This is a genomic window from Pseudoalteromonas aurantia (assembly GCF_005886875.1).
GTDB lineage: Bacteria > Pseudomonadota > Gammaproteobacteria > Enterobacterales > Alteromonadaceae > Pseudoalteromonas > Pseudoalteromonas aurantia_A.
In genome coordinates, this window is record NZ_PNBY01000036.1 from 93,288 (window position 1) to 114,386 (window position 21,099).

The following is a 21,099-nucleotide window of genomic DNA, read 5'->3' on the forward strand; positions in this document are numbered from 1 at the left end:
GATGATGTTGGCGATGGCGATGGCGATGAGCCTGGCCGTATATTCAGCAGAAGATAAATACGAATTCTCAACACCAGAGAGAGCGGCAACATTTAAAGAGCTGACCCATGAACTGCGCTGTCCTAAATGCCAGAATCAAAACATTGCAGATTCTGATGCGATTGTAGCCAAAGATTTAAGAGACAAAGTAGTTACCTTGGTTCACGATGGAAAAAGCAAGCAAGAAGTGATTGATTATATGATCGACCGCTATGGTTACTTTGTTCATTATCAACCGCCAGTGACACCCGCCACGATTATTTTATGGGTGCTGCCTATTTTGATCGTTATCATCGGTTTTGGATTTATCGTATTTCGACAAAAAAAAGCGTCTAGAAAGCAGAATTGGAGCACAGATGATGAGAAAAAACTGGCGAAGTTAATTGCTCAATACCAACGTAAGGAGCAACAATAATGAATGAGATGATGACAATGTGGGCGATGTTCACCTTACTCACTGTGCCTGCACTATTATTTGTCGTTGTGCCGTTTTTACGTAAAGAGTCGATATTGACGCTGGATCATGATGCCAATGCCGAACGCATCGATATTTATCATCAACGGTTGGAAGAGTTAAATCAAGATTTAAAGAGTCAGCGAATAGAACAAACGGTTCACGACGAATCCATATTGGAATTAAAGCAGCGCTTGCATCATGAGTTATCACCAGAAAAACAATTGAACAGTCGGGGTAATAACCGCATTTTCGCTTTAACAGGTGTTGCATTTACACTCGCTGTAAGTGGGGTTTTCTATAGTTTTACGGGAAGTCAGACACAAATTGAAAACTGGTATGGGGCAATCGACAAGCTACCTGAATATGGAGAGCGCGCGGTGATGCAGCAAGGAGAGCCTTTAAGCCAGAATGAGTTGCAAGCATTTGCTCTTGGTCTGAGGACTAAACTCGCAAACAGCGGCGATGATGCAGTAGCCTGGATGTTACTTGGCCGTGTTGCGATGTCTTTAAATGATTACACGATGGCGAAGCAGGCGTTTGATAAAGCTTTGCAGATGAACCCTGATAATAACAATATATTGGTTAATTATAGCCAAGTCTTATTGGTTGAAGGCTCCGAAACGGGTATGAATCAGGCTGCTAACATGTTATCAAAAGTTTTACGGTCAGAGCCCAGCAATATCGATGCAATCTCCTTATTGGCATTAATTGCGTATGAACGTAAAGACTGGGTTGAGGCTAAGACTGCTTTTGAAGTATTACTTTCGACAATGACGGATTCAGACCCGCGTTACAGTATGATTTCTCAGCGTATTGCAGAAATAGATGGGCAATTAGTCGATGAAAAACAGCAGGCCACAGCAGAAATGACTGGTCCTAGCTTAGCTGTTACCGTTACGCTAGCTGATAATTTAATTAAATCAGTGCCTGAAAATGCCACGTTATTTGTATTTGCAAAGGCAGTAGATGGCCCGAGAATGCCACTTGCTGTAGAAAAACTTACAGATTTTAACTTGCCTTTAATGGTCACTCTGGATGATAGTATGGCAATGATGCCAAACTTAAAGTTATCTAATTTTGAGCAAATTGTCATAACTGCACGTATCTCTTTAGACAATTCAGTTACGATCAGTAATGGGGAACTTGAAGGGCAATCAGAGCCAATTACATTAACTGGCTCAGCACAGAACCATACGGTAGAAATAAGCCGTGTAATAACCAGCACAGGAAGCTAAATGTTTAAACCTATTTATAGCGTGTTATTAGCGCTGACAGTTCTTTCGGGCTGTGCAACAGTACCTGAAGAGAAAAAAGATGAACGAGATCCATTACAGTCTTTTAATCGTCCTATGTATGACTTTAATATGGACGTATTGGACGCGTATATTATACGCCCTGCTGCGGTCGGTTACCTAGCGGTTACCCCAGCGCCAGTTAGGGCTGGCATTGTTAATTTTACGACCAATATAGCAGCGCCGATTGATGCTGTTAATGCGGGGCTACAAGGTAAGCATGGAGATATGGGCGTCAATGTTGCCAGGTTTTTGATCAATTCAACGGTGGGCGTATTAGGGATATTTGATGTGGCCAGTAGTTTCGGCTTAAAACATCAAGATGAAGACTTTGGACAAACGTTAGGAGTATGGGGTCTAGGTGACGGTGCATACGTTATGTTGCCAGCCATGGGCCCTTCCACTGTTAGAAATGTGGCGGGAGACCTTGTTGATAATTTAGTACTTCCAGAGATTGCTTTATCAACACCTCAGACCCTGGTTTTATTCGCTTTGCGTGCTGTTGAAGCGCGAGCGTCATTGATGGCGCAAGAGAGCTTACTGAGAGAGTCAATCGATCCCTATGTGTTTATGAAAGATATTTACTTTCAAAGGCAATTATATGAGCTTTACGATGGTAATCCACCAATGGAAGAGGAAGAAACGGATTTTGATGAGGACTTTTTAGAAAATTTATAATGTGAGTAGTATACGTTATTAGAGAAAGATAGGCTGGCGACGGGCATGGCCAGCCTATAAAGGGAGTATGTAGGCTCCCATAATTTTGATTAGTGCATCAAACTGCGTTGTTTTCTGAAAAAGCCAAGCTCATTTAAATTGGCTATTATTGCAGGGTCATCAAGACGCTCTGGGATTTCTTGCTCACGAAGTGCATGATCGGCAGGGACCGAGTGCAGGTCTAGCATCTTATGAAATAGAATACCTCGTATTGTCAACGCTGTCATTCCGTTGTCTTGAAGCTCATCTAAGCGACTTTGTAAATCCGAGAAGGGCGCGGCTTTGACGTCATCAACAACAGCAGAGAATTGATTTACTGGTTTTGTTTTAAGCATTTTTACCCTCATTAGATTGGATTAACACGATGGGAGTTTTCCATGCATACTCCGATACTTCAAAATTTTTGTGTTAAAAATAGATACTTACGTATTTTCGAATAAAGCCAGTGTACTCTGTTTTAGGCTGTGATTACTAACTTAGATGTAAAGTTTTGTAAATCGCAAGAAGGAGTGTTTGTTTACAGTTTGTATCTATAATCTAGACGTCTAGAAGTAAGGTATTGATGAGGAGATAAAAATAATTATCAGTACCTTTAATGATACTGATAATTCAGTGATTGCTCTAAGAAAATAATTTTTGTTTAACGTGTTCGGCGAAACCACTTCCGGCTTCTAAATAGAAGTTATAGGTATAATCTACCCCCATTTCCTCTAATTCTTTTTGTTGATCTGGGTAATTTGCTATGGCGGTGACTTGCCCGCTGAACCCTGAAGCATTGAGCTGCTCTAATGCATAGATGTTCTGCATATGTTTTGGCATAGCGAGCATGACCATTTCAACATTTGAGTGATTAACCCGCTGCCAGAAGTCTGGGTCGGTCGCATCGGCGAGTAAGACCCTTCGGCCTCGCTTAACATGGCGTTCGACTACCTCTGGTTTAATATCTATTCCCGCAATAATACCAGCGTTAGATGCCTCAATCGTTTCGTATGCACCAGTCCCAATTCGACCCATGCCGAATATAACAATTTGGGTGTCGGTCAAATTCACCGGCAGCTCTTCTTCTAACCGTTTACAGCTTTCGAATTTAAGTAAAAAAGGCTCTAGCTTTACAAATAGTTCGTTGGCTCTTTTATTCAGTGGTGACGCTATAACAAAGGTCAGAGAGACGGCTATTGCTACTACGGCTAACCAATCAGAAGTAATTGCGCCGCTGGAGGCTGCCACTGCACACACAATCAAACCAAACTCACTATAGTTTGAGAGGGTAAACGCACTGAGCAGTGATGTACGTGCACGTAGTCCAAATAAATTAGTGAAGGTATAGTACAGCGAAACTTTGATTGGCAAGACAATGACCAGCAATAACGCGATTAAAAACGCATTGGTTGAAATATTGGCATTAAGTCCAATGTTTAAGAAAAATCCGACTAGCATGATATCTTTGAGATTGAGCAAAGACTTTGAGAGCTCACTGGCTTTTTTGTGAGGAGCGAACATCATACCAATAATGAGTGCGCCAAGATCGCCTTTAAGGCCTGCATATTCAAAAGCATGGTAACCAATCACCAGTGCAAAGAAGAACCCGAACAAGGGAAGCAGTTCACCGTGCTTCGAGCGGTTTAAAACCCAAAACATCACGGGTTTAAGTGCGAACAAGCTGACAAGTAATACGAGTGCCCACATATTTGGTATTTTACCGGTGCTGATGGCTAAGAACGCCACTGCAAAAATATCTTGCATAACTAAAATACCAATTGATATTTTTCCGTGTAGTGTTGCCATTTCACCGCGTTCTTCTAGTACTTTAACGGCAAATACGGTACTTGAGAAACTAAAAGCAAAGCCAACTAACATGGCACTGGTTAAGGATAATTCTGTAAATAACGGCAGAGAAATGTAGCCGAGAAGCATTAAAAGGCTCGTGAAAAATGCTGTGCATACCACAATATGCAAAGTAGCAGGTGCCCACACTTGCGGTTTGATTAAGTTTGAAACCTTTAGCTTCAAGCCAATTGAAAATAATAACAGCGTAACGCCTAAATCGGCCAGAGAAGTGAGTAACTCTGTTGTTTGATGACCAAGTAGGTTTAAGATAAACCCTGCCATTAAAAAGCCGATAAGTGGCGGGAGTTTAAGTTGATACACTGAGAAACCACAGACAAAAGCGATGGCAAAAAACAGTAATTCCATTTGGCAACCAATTAGGGATATTTTGTGCTTAAAGTGTATCAAAACCTGCTGATTTATAAATTAAAAACTTATAGATGAGGCCATAAATTAGCAGCATAAAGCCGAGTATGAATACGATATTCTGATTTATGTTATAAATTTTCACTGACAAACTCTATTTTTTATGGTTAAGATGCAAGAAAAGGAGCAATCTCGAACAGGAGACTTAATGTTTAAAAAAATCCTTGCATCAGTAGGTATCGGTGCTGCGAAAGTCGATACTGTTTTAGAGACCGAGCATTTACAACCTGGGCAGAAGTTTCAGGCGCAGGTTATTGTAAATGGTGGTGATGTTGTACAAGAGGTGACAGGTCTGGAACTCGCCTTGATGACACGTATTAAACATGATGGTGAAAATGGTGAATACTTTACCAATCATATTTTGGAAAAGTGGAGTGTGGGAGAGCGCTTTAGTATCGGTCCAGGCGAGCAAAAAGTCATCCCTTTTGAAGCACGTTTACATTCAGAAACCCCGATCACAGAAATTAACGCAGGCTATAATTATAGTTTTGTTTGGATTGAAACAGGGTTGGATATTGACCTTGCGCTTGATCCATCGGATAAAGACACTTTACATATTTATCCAAATGAGGCGGTTAAAACCTGTATGGCTGCGATGGAGAAGTTAGGGTTTACATTGGTTAAAGCTGATGTTGAGCAAGGCTATTTGAAAGCCACGGATTTCCAATCCTTTTCGGGGTGTTATCAAGAACTTGAATATCGACCTAATAGTCAATCCATTTTTGGAATACAGGAAATAGAGTTGTCTTTCGTACCCGAGGCACATAAAACCCATGTTTTAATTGAACTCGATAGAACATTTCGAAGAGATGGATATGTGGACTTAACAATTGAACACGGTCAAGTGAACTTATCGGCACTTTGTGATCAACTAGAGCGACTATTTACTTAGTAAAGAAGAGTTATATGCGATTAAGCCCAGCCATGCTGGGCTTTTTTATATGAGGTGTTAATGATGCAATGGCAGTGTAAGAAGTTTTTAGAGTTGGATGTTCCAACATTATTTACCATTATGAAGGCACGGGTTGATGTTTTTGTTGTAGAGCAGGCGTGTCCATACCCTGAACTTGATGAGTTTGATCGTGCGTTTGATACTCATCATGTATATGCCTCTGTGGATGGCTGTATCGCAGCTTATGCGCGTGTATACGTTCAAACGCCTGAGTGTATTGCAATTGGCAGGGTTTTAGTTAGTGAGCGGTACCGTGGGAAAGGATTAGCAGCGACGTTAATGGAAAAGAGCATTGCAGTGGCAATAAACTACGGATCTTGCAGTGAAATCAAGCTGAGTGCGCAGACGTACCTTCTGAAATTTTATGCTGAACAGGGCTTCAAATCCATTGGAGATCCTTACTTAGAGGACGGCATTGAGCATCAGGATATGATTCTAATCCCTGAGAGAAAATAGTATAAAAGGTGCTATAACGCACCTTCCATAACCGTAGTGATAAGTGACTTCTATAATGAGTGTATAAATACCAGGGCAATGGCAATTGGACAGACGAATTTAATGTACCATGGCCAAATCTTCCAAAACCAAGTTGCAGCAATGTCAGGTCTACCTGATTCAATTTCTTTTAGCAGTGTCCCTCTGTTCCATAACCAACCTACAAAGATACAGCAAAGCATACCAAGCAGTGGTTGCCCAAATTGTGTGGTCAGACTGATAACTAGGCCAAATAGTGTATTGAAGTTAAATATGATGGTAAAGCTCACAAGGGTGATAAGTGCACCAATGATCCATGTGGCTTGGATACGTTTTAGTGCGAATTTCTCTACAGCATACGATACCGGCGCTTCTAGCATTGAAATAGAAGAGGTCAGGGCTGCAATACTCATTAAGGCAAAGAAGGCAAAACCGACGAACAAACCAACTTCACCCATACCGTTAAACAGAGCAGGTAGCACTTGGAATACTAACGTATCTTCTGATAGTAAGCTGCCATCTGCGGCAAATATGTCAACACCTTGAGCTTGCGCTACGTACATTGCAGGTATGATCAATAACCCGGCGACGAACGCAATTAAAACATCGATGAGTGTGACATATGCGCCCAAAGAAACTAAGTTCTCTTTTTTACTGATATAAGAACCATAAATGATCATCACGCTAGTCCCCAAAGACAACGAGAAAAATGCTTGGCCTAAGGCACTCACGAGCAAGTCTGGGTTGAGCAAAGATGAAAAATCTGGGATCAGATATGCTTTTAGCCCCTTACTTGCGCCGTCTTGAGTGAGAACATAGACAATGAGTAAAAACAAAATGCTTAACAAAGCAGGCATTAAACGTTTAGACCACTTCTCAATACCATTCTCGACCCCTTTACTAATAATCGCGATAGTTAAAATGATAAATAACGAAGTAAAGAAAAGGTCTCGGCCTAAAGATTGGGTACTTAACCAATGTGTCATACCAGGCATACCGACGAGCTTGGTAACAGGCTCAATGGTGGCGCTAAACATCCAACCTGCAACAATTGCATAAAAGCTTAAGATTAAACCTGCACAGACAATTCCCCCAAACCCAACGAAAAAAGCAAAGCGTTTATGGGTCGGTTTGGAGGAGAGTTTTTGTAACGATGAAACGGCGTTAGCTTGTCCATATCGTCCTATTACAAGCTCTGCCATCAATGCGGGATAAGCTAAGCAAAATGCTAAAATTAAATACACTAGCACGAATGCAGCGCCACCATTACTGGCGGTTTGGGTTGGAAAGCCCCATATATTACCTAAACCAACTGCAGACCCTGCTGCGGCCATAATGAAACCAAAGCGAGAACTGAACTCTCCGCGAACACTGCTCATATTATTTATACTTCTCTATTTTTATAACGGCGACCACAATCTACTGTAATTAATCCTAAATAAAAAGTGCTAATTACACTCTAATTAACATGATCTAGGACAAAATTGTACTCACTTTGAACCTGTAAGCTTTATGATGCGTAAAACTATGCGTTTACTTAATATTAAATTTATGATTATTAATAACTTAATTCGCTTATTAATATGAACCGTTTGTGTATTTTTACAGTGCCCTTGTAGCTTTACACGGTATACTTAATGTGAATTTGGCACCTCCTAACGTGTCGGATTGTGACACGGAGACTTTGCCGTGATGCCAATCGACTACTTTCGCAACAATTGCAAGCCCAAGACCATATCCTTTCTCGTCGCGGTTTCGGTGATTTTGTTCCTGAAAAAAAGGGCTAAATACTTTATGCCAATTGTTTGGGGCAATACCTGGCCCATCGTCTTCAACATCAATGACGATGTACTGATCCAGCTCATGTACTTTGACAAAGATATTATGGGATGCGAATTTGCAGGCATTACTTAATAAATTGGTCACTGCACGGGCCATCCAGTGAAGATCTGCGGTGAGAAATAACTCAGGGTCAACTTCGTAACTGCTGATCAACTCGGCTTTGCTAATTTTAGGTTGCACCTGCTCGATAAGCGCAACTATGTAAGGGGTTACGTGAGTTGATTCGAAATTAAGCAAGTGCGCCTTTTGTTCTAAGGTGGCAAATGATAAATAGCTAGACAACATATTTTCCATTTGATCTAAGTCACTTTCCATTCGGGATAAAATGGATTTGACTTGCTGCATGTCTGGTTCTTCCATTGCTGCATCTAACCCAAACCTTAAACACGCCACAGGGGTTCGAATATCGTGTGAGAGGCTCGAAGCCATGAGTTTATTTTCAGCAAGTAGTTTGTCGATTTGGTTGGCCATGCTATTAAAAGTGAGCTCTACATCTTTAATGTAAGTAAAGTGATTGACTTCGATACGAGCGCTCATATCACCGCTAGCAAAACGTTTTGCGGCCTCGGTTAATACGGATAGCCTTTTTGCTAAGGGGGCAAGGATAAACCACATAAAAGCACAGATCCCAGCATAAAAGATAAACGTGAGCGCAATATCACTATTTTGTTCTCTGGCGGGTTTCTCAACTTTTAGCTCTAAATAATCGGGTAATAATGCATCGTTTGTTTTTAATAAGTTTAATCCTTGTTCTTCTTCAAGGAGCAGCTGCCCTTCGGTTATCATTTTCGTTTTGAGTTCGAGAGGCAGTGCTAGTGTGTCGCCTTTTCTATAAGTCAGTGTGATGTTGAAATCACGGCTTAAACGCTGCGTAAAATCGGCTCTTTGGTCGATGGGTTGCCGAGCAACTTGCTGAGCAAAGCCATTGGTTAATGTGCTTTCCCAGCTGAAGCTATCAACAGTGGGGGCTGTCTGCTGGCTAAACGCGTCAATAAGTAAGCTCAGTACAACAATCGAGATAATTGCGCTGGTAAGCAAATATAGATAAAGTTTCTTCACGAAATATAACTACCAGGCACTGGGCACCATCAAATAGCCTTTACCCCATATCGTTTTAATTTTCTCGGGCTGTTGTGGGTCATCATTGAACTTTTTACGTAAGGCAGAAATAAGCACATCAACACTGCGATCTAGTCCATCATATTCACGGCCTTTTGTCGCCTTAAAAACGGCATCTCTTGAGACGACTTCACCCGCATTAGAAGCAAGAAAGTTCAACAGTAAGTATTCAGCGCTTGAGATATTGACTTCATGGCTGTGAAGGAGCACTTTGCGAGCTTGCGTGTCAATACTTAAATTACCAACTTGGATAATATTAGTGTTAACTTCTGCGGGTTTATTATCTTGTGTTGTGCGTAACATTGCTTTGATACGAGCGAGCAACGCCCGAGGTCTAACAGGCTTTATAACATAATCGCTTGCACCGACTTCAAGGCCGATGACTTCGTCCATCTCTTCATCTCTGGCTGTGAGCATGATAATTGGTTGGTGATAAAATTGTCTTAATTCCCTACATACACTAATGCCATCTTGTCCTGGAAGCATAACATCTAACAACACAATATCTGGGTTCGTAGATTTAACCATAGAAACAACTTTATCACCTCGCTCACACACATGGGTAGTGTAACCTTGGTTATTTAGATAATCGGCGACCCACTGCGCTAGGGATACATCATCTTCGACGAGTAGAATTGTACCGTAATTGTCCATTAAAATTGTCTCCTACGCCAATTATGGCTAGTTAATAGGCTGGTCTTGTTTATAATTAAGTGTAGCGCCAATGCTGTTGTTTGTTAAGCTATTCTGGGTACTTGATGTACACCGATATTGAATATTTAGACCGTATATCTATATTTTTAATAGAAGGAATATTTAATATTCTAGGGTAAGTACGAAGTAGCTATGTAACACGTTAAGCGAGGCCAGTAATCGTTATCTGTCACTGGCCATTTTAAAGGGAGAGAGGACTTTTTGCTGTAAAAAATTGTAAGCTATTGAAGGTTAATTTTTTCAATTAGTAAATTAGTCAATGAAGTTTGCATTGCGCTGCTTAAAGCGCTGACTTCAGTTTCAGTGCACGCACCGGCAATTTTTGTTGGCTGACTTACACTCGTTTTTACATCATAACTAGGTATGGTGATTGGGTTGTTAAAGCGAGCTTGTCTAGCGGCATCGGTGTTATGCTTGACGATGAAAGAGATAACGGCATGTTCGTTCGAGATGCTTTGACTTTGCGTGTAATTAAGCTGTAGTGGGATCCCTTGAAAGCTAGCGCTATCGATAGATGATTTTGCGAACCACACTACGTCTGATGAGGCTTGGTGTGTTAGGCGCATACTGACTGAAGCAATGATGTTAGCACATTGATAACTGGGTACTTGCTGTGCTAAGCGCGTAAAAAATGGGTGGGGGTTTTTAGGTTGATTAAGTGTGTATATTTTATCTGGGCCAAATTCCAAGTCTAATTGGTGTACCGTTAATACGTAATCAGCTTTACTTGATGTGACAATTTTCAAGCCTATGGTATTAAGTGACTGGATTAACTGAGCTTTAAGCGTATCCGTCATGCTGACTTTGTCAGTCATAATACGCACTGTATTATTTTTTTTAATAGGATGTGCAGGCAGCTGCACAGACTTTATACGTGCTGAATCAAGTTCAGTACTGTAACTAAGCTGATAAACTTCTTTTGTTAAAAGAGGTTTTGCAGGAATATCAAGTTTCGGTGCTAGCTTTTTGGTCGATACGCAACCAAAAGTCAAACTTAAAATAATAATACAAAACAGTAACCGCATCTAAATACCTCAATCGCGTTAAAAAATTATTTAGCCTTTACAAACAGAGTCTAACTTCGTGTACACTTCACTCAAGAAAATTAAAATGAATCAATATGAAGTTTTTAGTTTCAGTCGTATTTTGGCTATTCACTGCTCACTCTTTTGCTATAGACTCTGCAAAAGTTCAGTGGAACCAATTTTTGAACAGCTATTCTAAGCAAGTCGAGCGCAAACTCAAAGAAAAATCCATTCCTGGAGCAGCATTAAGCATTGTTCATGGCGAATTAGGTGATTATGCGAAAGGATATGGCATAACAAAAGTGCGAAAAGGTAGGGCGGTAGATGCCCATACTCGTTTTAGATTGGCATCAGTATCCAAAACCTTTGCAGGTTCTTTGAGTGCGAAGCTAGCCAGTGAGAACAAATTGCTACTGGATGATTATGTTAGTGATTACTTGCCCGCTTTTGCCGATTCAGAATATAAGCATTTAAAACTCTATCATTTATTAAGTCACTCGAGTGGCTTGGTCCCCAATGCATACGATAATTTAATTGAATCTCGTATGCCTTATCAAGATATTGTTGAACGTTTGATATTGGTTGAAAAAATATGTCGACCGGGTCAATGCTATGGATATCAGAATGTGATGTTTAGCATCATTGCAGACGTTATCTTGAAAGCGACAGGTATGCCTTATGAGCAATGGCTTAAAGAGTTTGTTTTTACGCCACTTAATATGAATGATGGTGGAGTCGGGTTAGCGAATATGACTCGAGATACAAACTATGCTCTACCACATGTTTTGGGAAGAAAACGTTGGCATACGGCAAAACTCAAAGCGAATTATTATAAAGTTGCACCAGCTGCGGGAGTAAACGCAAGTGCAGCAGATATGGTGCAATGGTTAAAGTTACAATTAGGCTATTATCCCAGTGTGATGTCATTGGAGGCGCTCACAATACAAAGCAGACCTTATACGCGTACAAAACGTGAGTTGCGACGCCGTATTTGGCGTGAGCACGTGACACAAGCATATTATGGGTTGGGTTGGCGCATTTATGAATATAAAGGGACGACATTGTATTATCACAGTGGCTGGGTGCAAGGCTATAGAACCGATGTTGTGGTGATCCCTGCAATTAACATGGGCTTTAGTTTATTATTGAACGCAGAAAGTGGAGTGATAAACGCTTTAACAACTGATTTTATTAATAGCGCGCTACAGTTTGCTCAGAACGCACCAGAGGCATAGCCTCTGGTGGCACTGAGCTTTCAGAAGAATCAATTACGTACGAGGTAATTGAATCTTTTTCTCTTCACTTTGGCGATATAGTACGACCACATGGCCAATGCTCTGTACTTTGTAGGCTTTAGTTTCTCTAATAATCGCATCAAAAATTAGCTGCTTTGTTTCGCGATCATTAGTCGGCACTTTTACCTTGATAAGTTCATGGATGGTCAATGAATGGTCGATTTCCATCACCACACCTTCCGTTAAGCCGTTTGCTCCGAGCAAAACAACGGGTTTTAATGAGTGTGCTAATCCTTTTAAGTACTGCTTTTGTTTATTTGATAAGGTCATATTGGTACAATTTACTAAATATAGGCTTGAATTATTGATATTCTACCGCCATCTAGACAATATTACTAATGAGTTGCAGCGAATAATGACAAATAAAAAACACTCAGCGAGTTCCCAGCGCTGGTTAAAAGAACATGTTGATGATCCATATGTTCAAGAAGCACAAAAACGAGGGTTTCGTTCACGGGCTGTATTTAAGTTAGAAGAGATACAGCAGCGGGACAAATTGATAAAACCTGGTATGAGTGTTGTCGATCTTGGTGCTGCTCCTGGTAGTTGGTCTCAATACCTTGCAGAGCAAGTTGGCGCAAAAGGTCAAGTTATTGCGTGTGACATTTTACCGATGGACTCTTTGCCTGGTGTTGACTTTTTACAAGGCGACTTTCGTGAAGAGGCTGTATTAGATGCTTTACTAAATCGCATTGGCGGTAAAAATGTTGATGTCGTATTTTCTGACATGGCACCTAATATGAGTGGTAACATGTCGACAGATCAGGCTGGAAGCATGTATTTAGTCGAACTTGCATTAGATATGTGTCATCAGGTACTGCGGAAAAATGGCGCATTTGCTGTAAAAGTGTTCCAAGGTGAAAGCTTTGATCACTTTGTTCAAGAAGTACGTAAATGTTTTAACGTGGTAAAGATCCGCAAGCCAAAAGCGTCTAGACCTCGTTCGAGAGAAGTATATATAGTGGCGACAGGTTACAAACTGTAGTACAGTTGGACGGCATTAAGTTGAATTTAAACAATTTTGAATACAAGAGGTTAACCCCTTGAGCGATATGGCAAAGAATTTAATACTCTGGTTGGTTATTGCAGTTGTGCTAATGACCGTGTTTCAGAGCTTCAATGGCGGCGATCAAATTGATCGTCAAACAAGTTACACACAGTTTGTGAAAGAAGTGCGCAGTGGCGCAATTCGAGATGTTAACGTTGACCGTTACTCAGGTACTATTACCGGCGTAAAGGGCAATGGTGAGCGTTTTCAAACAATAATCCCAATGCATGACGCAGATTTAATTAACGATCTGCTAAAAAACGATGTGAATGTGAAAGGTGTTAAACCAGAAGAGCAATCTTTCTTGGCTAATATTTTCATTTCTTGGTTCCCAATGCTGCTATTAATTGGTGTGTGGATATTCTTCATGCGCCAAATGCAAGGCGGTGGCGGTAAAGGTGCAATGTCTTTCGGTAAGAGCAAAGCGCGCCTTATGAGTGAAGATCAAGTTAAAACGACTTTTGCTGATGTCGCTGGTTGTGATGAAGCGAAAGAAGATGTAACTGAATTGGTTGACTTTTTACGCGACCCGTCAAAGTTTCAAAAGCTCGGTGGTAGTATTCCTAAAGGTGTTCTGATGGTCGGTCCTCCGGGAACGGGTAAAACACTTTTAGCAAAAGCGGTTGCTGGTGAAGCCAAAGTACCATTTTTCACAATATCAGGTTCAGATTTTGTTGAAATGTTTGTTGGTGTGGGTGCATCACGTGTACGTGACATGTTTGAGCAAGCTAAAAAAGCAGCACCGTGTATCATCTTTATTGATGAAATAGATGCCGTAGGCCGCAAGCGTGGCGCGGGTATGGGGGGGGGGCATGATGAACGTGAGCAAACACTCAATCAGATGCTTGTAGAGATGGATGGTTTTGAGGGCAATGAAGGTATTATTGTTATTGCTGCAACTAACCGACCAGATGTCCTTGACCCAGCTTTATTACGCCCAGGTCGCTTTGACCGTCAAGTTGTTGTTGGTTTGCCTGATATTCGTGGTCGTGAGCAAATATTGAATGTTCATATGAGAAAAGTACCGCTTGATGATAATGTTGAATCGTCAGTAATTGCACGTGGTACACCTGGATTTTCGGGTGCTGACTTGGCGAACCTTGTGAATGAAGCTGCACTATTTGCTGCACGTGGTAATAAGCGCAAAGTAAGTATGGCTGAATTCGATGCCGCAAAAGACAAGATAATGATGGGCGCCGAGCGCAAGTCTATGGTTATGAGCGAGCACGAGAAAGAAATGACCGCTTATCATGAGGCTGGACACGCGATTGTTGGTCGTTTGGTTCCTGAACATGATCCTGTTTACAAAGTGTCGATTATTCCTCGGGGTCGAGCGTTAGGTGTAACTATGTACTTACCTGAGCAAGACAGAGTTAGCCATTCTAAAGAACATTTAGAATCGATGTTGTCTAGTTTATATGGTGGTCGTATTGCTGAAGCACTAATTTATGGTGACGATAAAGTGACGACAGGTGCAAGTAACGACATCGAACGTGCGACAGATATTGCTAAAAAGATGGTTACTCAGTGGGGTTTAAGCAACAAGTTAGGCCCACAAATGTACATGGAAGATCAGAATGAAATGTACATGGGTGGCGGCTCTCAGCGTATGTCGGGCATGTCAGATGAGACAGCTAAATTAATTGACTCAGAGATCAAAGGCTTTGTAACCCGCAATTATGACCGTGCAGAACAAATATTGAAAGACAATATGGATGTATTGCATAGTATGAAAGACGCACTTATGAAGTATGAGACAATTGATGCACCTCAAATTGATGATTTGATGGCACGTGTTGAAGTGAGACCACCTCGTGATGCGCATGATATTAAGCCAAAAGCTAAAGCATCAAAATCAGATGATGATGCAAATGACACAGAAAAAAAGTCGACTTCTGAATCTCAATCAAGTTCAGAGCTTGATGATAGTCCAGAATAACGGTTAAAATACTGTCCTCTTATTAAAGCCCCGAATATCGGGGCTTTTTAATATCCAAACGAAAGCCAAAAACTGGATTGAGAATTAAAACTAAAAAGCTCCTCACTATAGAATATTATTAAGCTAGGGTACACCATGACTACGTTAAGTTTACCTCGGGGTCGCACTTTGGACCTCAATGTTCCGCAAGTAATGGGAATTATCAATGTCACACCAGATTCATTTTCTGATGGCGGGAATTATTTCAATAGCGAGCATGCTGTAAAACAAGCCATGACAATTCTAAAACAAGGTGCAACTATTTTAGATATTGGTGGTGAGTCTACACGTCCAGGGGCACCTGATGTCACTTGTGAAGTTGAACTACAAAGAGTGCTCCCCGTGATCTCAGCAATTCGAGCGAGGTCTGATTGTGTGATTTCTATCGATACGAGCAAGGCACAAGTCATGGAAGCGGCAATAAACGCTGGTGCCGATATCATTAACGACGTACGCGCTTTACAAGAGCCTAATGCGTTGGAAATGGCTGCACAATTTGACGATGTACCCGTTTGCTTAATGCATATGCAAGGACAGCCCAGAACGATGCAAGCAAATCCAAGCTATACAAATTTGATACCTCAGGTGAAGCTGTTTTTTAATGAGCGTATTGAAGCTTGTGAACAAGCGGGAATAAAGCGCGATAGGTTAATTATTGATCCTGGGTTTGGCTTTGGTAAAAATCTGGCGCATAACTTGAGTCTACTGGGGGAGTTTGAGCAGTTTGCTACGTTTGAGCTACCTTTATTGGCAGGGTTATCGCGCAAATCAATGTTTGGTCAATTATTGAATCGGGACACTGATAAACGCTTAGCGGCGAGTTTAGCTGGCGCGTTACTGTGCGCGCAGAAGGGCGCACATATTATTAGAGTCCATGATGTTCAGGAAACAGCTGACGTGTTAAATGTATGGCAGGCAGCTAGAAATGGAGTAACTTTATGACAACAAGAAAATATTTCGGTACCGACGGTGTTCGAGGTTTAGTAGGTGAGTACCCGATAACACCAGAGTTTGCATTAAAACTTGGTTGGGCTGCGGGAAAAGTATTGTCAAAGTCAGGTACTAAGAAAGTCATTATCGGAAAAGATACACGTATTTCCGGCTATTTATTAGAAACTTCATTAGAAGCTGGTTTAATTGCCGCCGGTATTGATGTGGTTTTACTAGGGCCAATGCCGACACCGGCTGTGGCTTATTTAACACAAACTTTTCGTGCTGAAGCTGGTATTGTGATAAGTGCGTCTCATAACCCATACCATGACAATGGCATAAAGTTTTTTAGTGGTAATGGCCTAAAGCTTGCTGATTCAGTGGAGCTTGAAATAGAAGCAATGCTTGATGATAAAATGACGTGTGTGCCATCAGAGCAACTCGGCAAGGCGCACAGGCTAGACAACGCAGATGGACGCTACATTGAGTTTTGTAAAGGCCAGTTTCCTAATGAACTGTCATTAGAAGGGCTAAAAATTGTTTTAGACTGCGCAAATGGTGCGACGTACCATATTGCGCCAGCTGTGATGCGTGAGTTAGGTGCGACGGTGATTTGTCATGCCTGTGAACCAAACGGGGTAAACATCAACCTTAACTGTGGTGCAACTCATGTAGACAGTTTAAAACGTAAAGTACTTGAGCATGATGCTGACATGGGTATTGCCTACGATGGTGACGGTGACCGAGTGATGATGGTTGATCATAATGGCAGAGTTTTTGATGGTGATGATATAGTTTACATTATTGCCAGCCAAGCGTTTGAACAAGGTACGCTAGGTGGCGGTGTTGTAGGTACTGTCATGTCTAACATGGGGTTAGAAAATGCATTAAAGGCAAAAGGCATTGAGTTTGCTCGAAGCAAAGTAGGTGACCGTTACGTTATGGAGCTTTTAGCGCAGAATGATTGGAAAATCGGTGGTGAAAGTTCTGGTCATGTCTTGAGCTTAGATCTCATCAGCACAGGTGATGGAATTATATCGAGCTTACAAGTGCTTGCAGCGATGGTCTCACAAAATAAAACGCTACAAGATTTAGGACAAGGGTTTGTAAAATACCCAATGAATATGATCAATGTTAGGTATTCTGTCTCAGTAGACCCAACAACTTCACCTGAAGTGATTGCAGTTGTAAATGCGGTTGAAGCTGAATTGGCGGGTAAAGGTCGTGTGTTATTAAGAAAGTCAGGCACTGAACCTGTCATTAGAGTCATGGTCGAAGCTGAGCAAGAGAAGCAGGTCCTCGATTTTTCTCAAAAAATTGCTGAAGTTGTTGAAACTGTGAGCAATTAATCAATTTTTTTATTTTTTATCTTGTAACTTTGGGTGAGTCGAGTTAGTATCTCACCCGCTTTAAATGCGGAGTATCGAATGGCGCAGCGTAAGCCAATAGTTGCTGGAAACTGGAAAATGAACGGTTCAATAGAACTAGTATCAGAGATCAGTACAGCAATAAGTAAATATAAAAATGAGCAAGTTGACGTTATTATTTTTCCTCCTGCTCTTTTATTGTGTAAGGCTGTCGAGTCCGGTGTTAATGTTGGCACTCAAACTATTTCTGAATTTGATTCCGGTGCCTTTACAGGGGAAATAGAAGCTAAGTTAGCAAAACAACTTGGTGCAAATTATACGCTGGTAGGTCATTCAGAAAGACGTGCAATTTTCGGCGAAACAAGCGAAATTGTTGCTGATAAATTTGCCAAAGCACAAGAAAAAGGGTTAATACCGGTACTCTGTGTAGGTGAAACAGAAAAGCAAAGAGAGTTAGGCGCAACAGAAAAAGTAGTAGCTGAACAAATAAATGCGGTAATATCTAAATTAGGTATAGCAGCGCTCTCAAATTCTGTGCTAGCATACGAGCCCGTTTGGGCAATCGGAACCGGTAAAACGGCGACTCCTGAGCAAGCACAGTCTGTACACAAATTTATTCGTGACATGCTTAGCACACAAAGCGAGCCTGTCGCACAATCACTGCAAATTCTTTATGGTGGCAGTGTTAATGATAAAAACAGTAAAAGCTTATTTACACAACCAGATATAGATGGCGGTCTTATCGGCGGCGCTAGTCTGAAAGCAGATGCATTTGTGAGCATTTGCAACAGTGCATTAGGAAACGTATAGCATGTACGAAATATTATTGGTTATTTATTTAATTGTTGCACTAGCACTTATCGGTATGGTGTTAATACAGCAAGGTAAAGGTGCAGACATGGGATCTTCATTCGGGGCAGGTGCATCAGCGACTGTATTCGGATCATCAGGTGCCGGTAATTTTATGACTAAAACAACGACAGTTTTAGCGACTGTATTCTTTGTTTTAAGTATTGTTTTGGGTAACTTGACAGCAGGTCAAATTAAACAAACAGACGAGTGGGAAAATCTAGAAGCACCAGCTGAGTCAGTTTCAGTGCCTGCAGCGTCAGATGTACCAGCGTCAACTGACAACAACACGTCAGACGTACCAAATTAATAAAAGATTGGTAACCTTTAGTTACCCAGTCGGTTAGCGCCTCAGTTAATCAAATGACTGTAAAAAGCGGATGTGGTGGAATTGGTAGACACGCTACCTTGAGGGGGTAGTGCTTTCGGGCGTGGGGGTTCAAGTCCCCCCATCCGCACCAAATAATAAGAACCCGGTTGATGAAAGTCAGCCGGGTTTTTTATCTTTTAATAGTATGTTAAAACACACTTATGTTGCTGTTTTTACTTTGTGATCGCCTTTACTTCAATTATGCTATGAATACCTCTATTTAAGTGTTACTCCTCTTGTTATTTATCACGCCACTTATTTTTAAATATACAGCCCCATACCTCAGTATAGGTATTCATGATGATGGTATCGTGTTGCATAACCGTCATGGCAAGCCTGAGTTACTGCTTTGGAAACAAATAAATCAGCCTCCTAAACTTGATCGTAAAGTTGTTTTTAGTTATTTAACTATTTCACATACTCACGGCCAGCTATCACAGCCTATTAAAGTGGAAAATAAGTTAGAGTTCACTTTGAGACTGCAAAAGCTATGGGTCTTGCATCATCAAAAAGCGTTAATGGAGCGCATACTCAAACTAGAAAGATTACTTAAAGAAAGGTATTTATCACATGGTCTTATGAGCATGCTTATGTCTGCTCTGATCCCGTATTGCGACAAATGGCTATCTTGGGATATACGCTGTGAGATCAGTGCTGAATTAGTTCAAGCCATTGCTACTTTAAAGGAGTTTACGCAATGGAGTAGCAGTGATATAGCTGAATTCCAAGAAAGTTATGTAAGCTATAAACTTCGAGAACATGAAGCATTTTTTGACACGGTAGAGAAGTTACCACTCACTGCTGCACAGAGGCGGGCTTGTGTAATACAAGACGAGCGGCAGTTATTACTTGCAGGTGCAGGTACGGGAAAAACAAGTGTGATGATAGCAAAAGCGCAATACTTGGCGCACACCCGCCAAGCATATGCTAAGCATATACTGATGTTAGCGTATGGTAATGAGGCCGCGCGTGAAATGGTGCAAAGAGCAAGTCAATACCCTACATTTCCAAAGTGCATGACGTTTCATAAATTAGGCTTAAAGATCATTGAGAGCGTAGAGGGGAAGGCACCAAAGATTTCAACCCTTGCTCAGAATGAAGTTGAGAAACGTACGTTTGTGAAAGAAACGATATTACTCCTTTGCCAAGAAGAGCAATATCAGCTCAGCTTTACGCGTTATGCTGAGTGTTCAGGCAAGGATTTACAGAGCATTCGTCAATACCTAGAAGGCTCTAAAGGCGGTCGTTTGTTAAAAACCATTACAGGCGCGTTAGCACACTTAAAATGTGCTAGGGCGATGAATAGTTTGTCGAGAGTAGAAACACACTTTAGTGACGCACTACTGTGTATTAGACCTATTTTGGCGGAGTATAGCCTTTATTTGAGTAATGAAAAGGCGATTGATTTTGAAGATATGGTTCTCAAGTCAATTAAGTATGTACAAGAAAAAAGGTTTATATCTCCCTGGACACACTTTTTAGTGGATGAGTTTCAGGATATATCCCCCATACGCGCCAAATTATTGAAAGCATTAATAACACAGTCCGAGCGACATCATTTGTTCTGTGTTGGAGATGATTGGCAATCTATCTACAGGTTTAGTGGCGCAGATATTTCTTATACAACGGATTTCACAAACTTCTTTGGCAAAGGGACCGTAACACAACTAGACACAACATTTCGCTATCATCAAGCGTTATTAGACGTGTCTAGCCGCTTTATTTGTGCCAATCCTAGTCAAATAATGAAACGAATATCGGCCCATAGCACTGATGATATCGCTCCGCTGGTATATGTTGAAGGTTCCGACGACCAGCAGTCATTGCTCATCGCGTTAAGCCAATTAAATGCCAGAGCAGGTAAGGGATGTAGCGTATTAATATTAGCGCGATACCATAAGTTGTTACCTGATAAATCGCACTTATCTATGTTACAGCAACAGTTTGAACGTTTAGAGTTAGGAACTATGACATTTCATGGCTCAAAAGGTAAAGAAGCTGATTACAGTATTTTATTAGGCTTGCATGCAGGTGCAGGAGGGGTGCCTGCTCAAGAAGGGGAAGGTACGTTATTAAATGCTTTATTGCCTGAACAAGGGCATTTCCCCCATGCTGAAGAGCGGCGATTATTTTATGTCGCCTTAACGCGTGCTAAACGCCAAGTGTACCTTATTAAACCAAAAGCGAATCCGAGTGAATTTTTATTGGAGCTCGATAATTAAGCAATAGTTCTTTGTTTAATTAGGTAAAAATTGTCGCAATTGGTAATCCTCTGCTAAGTTTAAAACATTACGATTGCGAGTGACTTGTCGAGATGGAAACAGAGCAATACATTTATCACAAAAGCCAGTAGATTAAGGAACCCGTATTAAATGAAC

20 protein-coding genes and 1 tRNA gene are annotated in these 21,099 nt (G+C 41.2%); 14 read left to right on the forward strand and 7 right to left on the reverse strand.

The window, feature by feature from the left end; genetic code table 11:
• The first annotated feature begins 1 nt into the window (after position 1).
• From CWC18_RS08740 to CWC18_RS08750, 3 genes are read left to right on the forward strand one after another with little or no spacing between them, the layout of a single operon-like run.
• Entirely contained in the window at positions 2-454 is a 453-nt protein-coding gene (locus CWC18_RS08740; protein ID WP_432760768.1) for a cytochrome c-type biogenesis protein, read from the forward strand.
• 8 nt (positions 455-462) lie between these two features.
• Complete coding sequence (gene ccmI / locus CWC18_RS08745) at positions 463-1,731, forward strand: c-type cytochrome biogenesis protein CcmI (protein ID WP_171041066.1); 1,269 nt, start codon at positions 463-465, stop codon at positions 1,729-1,731.
• Positions 1,732-2,466: an MlaA family lipoprotein gene (locus tag CWC18_RS08750; protein WP_138590558.1), complete on the forward strand. Its 735-nt coding sequence runs from the start codon at positions 1,732-1,734 to the stop codon at positions 2,464-2,466. It begins immediately after the preceding gene.
• Between the two features lie 89 nt (positions 2,467-2,555).
• Here CWC18_RS08750 and CWC18_RS08755 read toward each other — a convergent pair whose 3' ends face one another.
• Together CWC18_RS08755 and CWC18_RS08760 are read right to left on the reverse strand one after the other, a co-directional pair.
• Positions 2,556-2,840: a hypothetical protein gene (locus CWC18_RS08755; protein ID WP_138590560.1), complete on the reverse strand. Its 285-nt coding sequence runs from the start codon at positions 2,838-2,840 to the stop codon at positions 2,556-2,558.
• A 286-nt stretch (positions 2,841-3,126) separates the two neighbouring features.
• A complete protein-coding gene (locus tag CWC18_RS08760) occupies positions 3,127-4,698 on the reverse strand; it encodes a cation:proton antiporter family protein (RefSeq protein WP_138590562.1) in 1,572 nt (523 codons plus the stop codon).
• Between the two features lie 208 nt (positions 4,699-4,906).
• Here CWC18_RS08760 and CWC18_RS08765 point away from each other — a divergent pair, with 208 nt between their 5' ends.
• Both CWC18_RS08765 and CWC18_RS08770 read left to right on the forward strand, forming a co-directional pair.
• The gene (locus CWC18_RS08765) at positions 4,907-5,650 is read left to right on the forward strand and encodes a sporulation protein (protein WP_138675102.1); all 744 of its coding nucleotides are present in this window, start codon (positions 4,907-4,909) and stop codon (positions 5,648-5,650) included.
• A gap of 63 nt (positions 5,651-5,713) precedes the next feature.
• Positions 5,714-6,166, forward strand: a complete 453-nt coding sequence (locus tag CWC18_RS08770) for a GNAT family N-acetyltransferase (RefSeq protein WP_138590659.1) — start codon at positions 5,714-5,716, stop codon at positions 6,164-6,166.
• Between the two features lie 50 nt (positions 6,167-6,216).
• On the opposite strand, the gene CWC18_RS08775 is transcribed toward CWC18_RS08770, so the two are convergent.
• The 4 genes from CWC18_RS08775 to CWC18_RS08790 all read right to left on the reverse strand — a co-directional run bounded on the left by CWC18_RS08775 (position 6,217) and on the right by CWC18_RS08790 (position 10,884).
• Positions 6,217-7,563 carry a sodium-dependent transporter gene (locus CWC18_RS08775; RefSeq protein WP_138590566.1) on the reverse strand — a complete coding sequence of 449 codons (1,347 nt, stop codon included), beginning with the start codon at positions 7,561-7,563 and terminating at the stop codon, positions 6,217-6,219.
• 223 nt (positions 7,564-7,786) lie between these two features.
• On the reverse strand, positions 7,787-9,085 hold the full coding sequence (locus CWC18_RS08780) for a sensor histidine kinase (protein ID WP_138590568.1): 1,299 nt from the start codon (positions 9,083-9,085) through the stop codon (positions 7,787-7,789).
• Positions 9,086-9,094: 9 nt separating this feature from the next.
• Positions 9,095-9,799: a response regulator transcription factor gene (locus tag CWC18_RS08785; protein WP_138590570.1), complete on the reverse strand. Its 705-nt coding sequence runs from the start codon at positions 9,797-9,799 to the stop codon at positions 9,095-9,097.
• Positions 9,800-10,080: 281 nt separating this feature from the next.
• Positions 10,081-10,884, reverse strand: coding sequence for a hypothetical protein (locus CWC18_RS08790; RefSeq protein WP_138675103.1), 804 nt, complete (start codon positions 10,882-10,884; stop codon positions 10,081-10,083).
• 95 nt (positions 10,885-10,979) lie between these two features.
• Here CWC18_RS08790 and CWC18_RS08795 point away from each other — a divergent pair, with 95 nt between their 5' ends.
• The gene (locus tag CWC18_RS08795) at positions 10,980-12,119 is read left to right on the forward strand and encodes a serine hydrolase domain-containing protein (protein ID WP_138590574.1); all 1,140 of its coding nucleotides are present in this window, start codon (positions 10,980-10,982) and stop codon (positions 12,117-12,119) included.
• Positions 12,120-12,152: 33 nt separating this feature from the next.
• Here CWC18_RS08795 and yhbY read toward each other — a convergent pair whose 3' ends face one another.
• A complete protein-coding gene (yhbY, locus tag CWC18_RS08800) occupies positions 12,153-12,449 on the reverse strand; it encodes a ribosome assembly RNA-binding protein YhbY (protein WP_138590576.1) in 297 nt (98 codons plus the stop codon).
• An 85-nt stretch (positions 12,450-12,534) separates the two neighbouring features.
• On the opposite strand from yhbY, the gene rlmE reads away from it, so the two are divergent.
• The 8 genes from rlmE (at position 12,535) to CWC18_RS08840 (ending at position 20,943) form a co-directional block, all read left to right on the forward strand.
• Entirely contained in the window at positions 12,535-13,164 is a 630-nt protein-coding gene (gene rlmE / locus CWC18_RS08805; protein WP_138675104.1) for a 23S rRNA (uridine(2552)-2'-O)-methyltransferase RlmE, read from the forward strand.
• 67 nt (positions 13,165-13,231) lie between these two features.
• Positions 13,232-15,166 carry an ATP-dependent zinc metalloprotease FtsH gene (gene ftsH / locus CWC18_RS08810; RefSeq protein WP_138590580.1) on the forward strand — a complete coding sequence of 645 codons (1,935 nt, stop codon included), beginning with the start codon at positions 13,232-13,234 and terminating at the stop codon, positions 15,164-15,166.
• A gap of 135 nt (positions 15,167-15,301) precedes the next feature.
• Complete coding sequence (gene folP, locus CWC18_RS08815) at positions 15,302-16,147, forward strand: dihydropteroate synthase (RefSeq protein ID WP_138590582.1); 846 nt, start codon at positions 15,302-15,304, stop codon at positions 16,145-16,147.
• On the forward strand, positions 16,144-17,484 hold the full coding sequence (gene glmM, locus CWC18_RS08820) for a phosphoglucosamine mutase (RefSeq protein WP_138675105.1): 1,341 nt from the start codon (positions 16,144-16,146) through the stop codon (positions 17,482-17,484). The genes folP and glmM overlap by 4 nt, the downstream gene beginning before the upstream one ends.
• A gap of 78 nt (positions 17,485-17,562) precedes the next feature.
• Positions 17,563-18,312 carry a triose-phosphate isomerase gene (gene tpiA / locus CWC18_RS08825; protein ID WP_138675106.1) on the forward strand — a complete coding sequence of 250 codons (750 nt, stop codon included), beginning with the start codon at positions 17,563-17,565 and terminating at the stop codon, positions 18,310-18,312.
• A gap of 1 nt (position 18,313) precedes the next feature.
• Positions 18,314-18,661, forward strand: a complete 348-nt coding sequence (secG, locus tag CWC18_RS08830; protein ID WP_138590588.1) for a preprotein translocase subunit SecG — start codon at positions 18,314-18,316, stop codon at positions 18,659-18,661.
• Between the two features lie 66 nt (positions 18,662-18,727).
• Positions 18,728-18,812 (forward strand) — tRNA-Leu (locus tag CWC18_RS08835).
• Between the two features lie 145 nt (positions 18,813-18,957).
• Positions 18,958-20,943: a UvrD-helicase domain-containing protein gene (locus CWC18_RS08840; RefSeq protein ID WP_138675107.1), complete on the forward strand. Its 1,986-nt coding sequence runs from the start codon at positions 18,958-18,960 to the stop codon at positions 20,941-20,943.
• The last annotated feature ends 156 nt before the right edge of the window (positions 20,944-21,099 follow it).

Bases quoted from the DNA above. Each gene is read 5' to 3' on its own strand.
- CWC18_RS08775 (WP_138590566.1), bottom strand. From the start codon at position 7,563: ATGAGCAGTGTTCGCGGAGAGTTCAGTTCTCGCTTTGGTTTCATTATG.
- CWC18_RS08785 (WP_138590570.1), bottom strand. From the start codon at position 9,799: ATGGACAATTACGGTACAATTCTACTCGTCGAAGATGATGTATCCCTA.
- rlmE (WP_138675104.1), top strand. From the start codon at position 12,535: ATGACAAATAAAAAACACTCAGCGAGTTCCCAGCGCTGGTTAAAAGAA.
- CWC18_RS08760 (WP_138590562.1), bottom strand. From the start codon at position 4,698: ATGGAATTACTGTTTTTTGCCATCGCTTTTGTCTGTGGTTTCTCAGTG.
- CWC18_RS08755 (WP_138590560.1), bottom strand. From the start codon at position 2,840: ATGCTTAAAACAAAACCAGTAAATCAATTCTCTGCTGTTGTTGATGAC.
- CWC18_RS08740 (WP_432760768.1), top strand. From the start codon at position 2: ATGATGTTGGCGATGGCGATGGCGATGAGCCTGGCCGTATATTCAGCA.
- glmM (WP_138675105.1), top strand. From the start codon at position 16,144: ATGACAACAAGAAAATATTTCGGTACCGACGGTGTTCGAGGTTTAGTA.
- ccmI (WP_171041066.1), top strand. From the start codon at position 463: ATGATGACAATGTGGGCGATGTTCACCTTACTCACTGTGCCTGCACTA.
- ftsH (WP_138590580.1), top strand. From the start codon at position 13,232: ATGGCAAAGAATTTAATACTCTGGTTGGTTATTGCAGTTGTGCTAATG.
- CWC18_RS08770 (WP_138590659.1), top strand. From the start codon at position 5,714: ATGCAATGGCAGTGTAAGAAGTTTTTAGAGTTGGATGTTCCAACATTA.
- CWC18_RS08790 (WP_138675103.1), bottom strand. From the start codon at position 10,884: ATGCGGTTACTGTTTTGTATTATTATTTTAAGTTTGACTTTTGGTTGC.
- CWC18_RS08795 (WP_138590574.1), top strand. From the start codon at position 10,980: ATGAAGTTTTTAGTTTCAGTCGTATTTTGGCTATTCACTGCTCACTCT.
- CWC18_RS08750 (WP_138590558.1), top strand. From the start codon at position 1,732: ATGTTTAAACCTATTTATAGCGTGTTATTAGCGCTGACAGTTCTTTCG.
- secG (WP_138590588.1), top strand. From the start codon at position 18,314: ATGTACGAAATATTATTGGTTATTTATTTAATTGTTGCACTAGCACTT.
- yhbY (WP_138590576.1), bottom strand. From the start codon at position 12,449: ATGACCTTATCAAATAAACAAAAGCAGTACTTAAAAGGATTAGCACAC.
- CWC18_RS08765 (WP_138675102.1), top strand. From the start codon at position 4,907: ATGTTTAAAAAAATCCTTGCATCAGTAGGTATCGGTGCTGCGAAAGTC.
- folP (WP_138590582.1), top strand. From the start codon at position 15,302: ATGACTACGTTAAGTTTACCTCGGGGTCGCACTTTGGACCTCAATGTT.
- tpiA (WP_138675106.1), top strand. From the start codon at position 17,563: ATGGCGCAGCGTAAGCCAATAGTTGCTGGAAACTGGAAAATGAACGGT.